Genomic DNA, 1,666 nt, shown 5'->3' with positions numbered 1-1,666 from the left:
CCGCACCGGCGCCAGCAGCAGCAGGGGCGGCGAAAGCGCGGCGGCGGCGATCTCGGCCAGGCCGCGCGCGCCCACGGTCTCGGCGGCGGCCACCACCAGCGGCGCGCCGCGCGGCCCCCCGGCCGTGGCCCCGGCCTCGGTGATCAGGACCGGCGTGCCGCGCCGCAGCTCGCTGGCCGCGCGATGCACCGCCCGCAGGGCCAGTGCCACGGCATCCGGCACGATCGCGCCGAGTTCCGCCTCATGCCGCAGATCCGGCGCGACATTTCCAGTGCTGGTCATCCGATGCCTTCCGTGTGCCGCTCGCCCCCGTGCCGCTCCGCCTCTCACGGGAGCCATGCACATGGGGTGTGTCTTCCGTTATCCCCAATGTGGCGCTTGGTTCCAGCTTGCCACCCCACCCAGAAAAGTGGTGAAAAATGAATCCCATGATCGTATCGCGGTGGTGGGTCTTGCCCTGTGAGGCCATCACGGTCAGGATAGGGCTTGGTGGCCTTCCGGCTGCCCGGCTAACTCCGGGAGGTAGAAGCCATGTTTTGCAATAGGCTAAGTCGGGAGAGCGCATGACCGGCCCGCGGCCGATCCTGATCGTGGACGACGATGACGCGCTGCGCGCGACGTTGTCCGAGCAATTGGCGTTGGATGGTGAATTCGCGCCTCTGGAAGCCGCCACGGCGAACGAGGCGGCGACACAGCTGCTCTCGCCCGATTCGCGGTGCGACGCCGTGCTGCTCGACATCGGCCTGCCCGATGGCGACGGCCGCGAGCTCTGCGCACGCCTGCGGCAGGAGGGGGTGAAGATCCCCATCATCATGCTGACCGGCGCGGATGGCGAGCAGGATGTGGTGCGGGGGCTCGATTCCGGCGCCAACGACTACATCGCCAAGCCCTTCCGCGTGGGCGAGCTGCTGGCGCGGCTGCGCGCCCAGCTCCGCGTCTTCGACAATTCGGAGGACGCGGTCTTCGTCATCGGCCCCTACACCTTCCGCCCCTCGGCGAAGATGCTCATGGAGCCGGTGAAGAACCGCAAGATCCGGCTGACCGAGAAGGAAGCCGCGATCCTGAAGTTCCTCTACCGGGCCGGCGGCCGGCCGGTGGCGCGGCAGATCCTGCTGAACGAGGTGTGGGGCTACAACGCCGCCGTCACCACGCACACGCTGGAGACGCACATCTACCGCCTGCGGCAGAAGATCGAGCCGGACCCGGCCAACGCCGCCCTGCTGCTGACCGAGGGTGGCGGCTACCGCCTCGACCCCCAGGCCGGGCGCGCCGCCGCCGCCTGAGGGCAGGGCCGCCATGCCGACCGAACGAAGCCGGGCACCCGTTGCCCGGCTTTTTTCATGCCCGCCGCTTGGTCTGCGCCGGGCGGCCCCGCCGGAGCCCGATGCTCCGTCCCGGCTGCGAGGGGCGGCCGCCGGACCGTCCTGCGGGGGCCGGGGCTCCGCCGCCCGCCGCAGGCGGAGCCCCGGCTTCGGTCCCCGCCCCGGGCGGGGCCCGGGAGGCGGGCCGGACAGCGCCCCCGGGGCCCGCTTGCCTCAGGGCCAGAGAGGCGCCCCCTCCAGCCCCGCGCTTTCCGGCAGGCCGCAGATCAGGTTCGCGTTCTGCACCGCCTGGCCGGCCGCGCCCTTGCCGAGATTGTCCACCACCCCCATCGCGATCACCAGGT

General features: G+C 71.7%; 1 protein-coding gene and 1 pseudogene. One reads left to right on the top strand and one right to left on the bottom strand.

Features of this window, described 5'->3' with window-relative positions; genetic code table 11:
• Window positions 1-282: pseudogene (locus ACFOY6_RS24015) on the bottom strand (hypothetical protein); the annotation flags it as partial.
• 281 nt (window positions 283-563) lie between these two features.
• Here ACFOY6_RS24015 and ACFOY6_RS24010 point away from each other — a divergent pair.
• The gene (locus ACFOY6_RS24010; RefSeq protein WP_109518774.1) at window positions 564-1,283 is read left to right on the top strand and encodes a response regulator transcription factor; all 720 of its coding nucleotides are present in this window, start codon (window positions 564-566) and stop codon (window positions 1,281-1,283) included.
• The last annotated feature ends 383 nt before the right edge of the window (window positions 1,284-1,666 follow it).

The organism is Teichococcus aestuarii (genome assembly GCF_042651065.1).
Lineage (GTDB): Bacteria > Pseudomonadota > Alphaproteobacteria > Acetobacterales > Acetobacteraceae > Pseudoroseomonas > Pseudoroseomonas aestuarii.
Note: the sequence above shows the minus strand (reverse complement) of the source record. Positions and strands in the feature narration are given on the sequence as shown.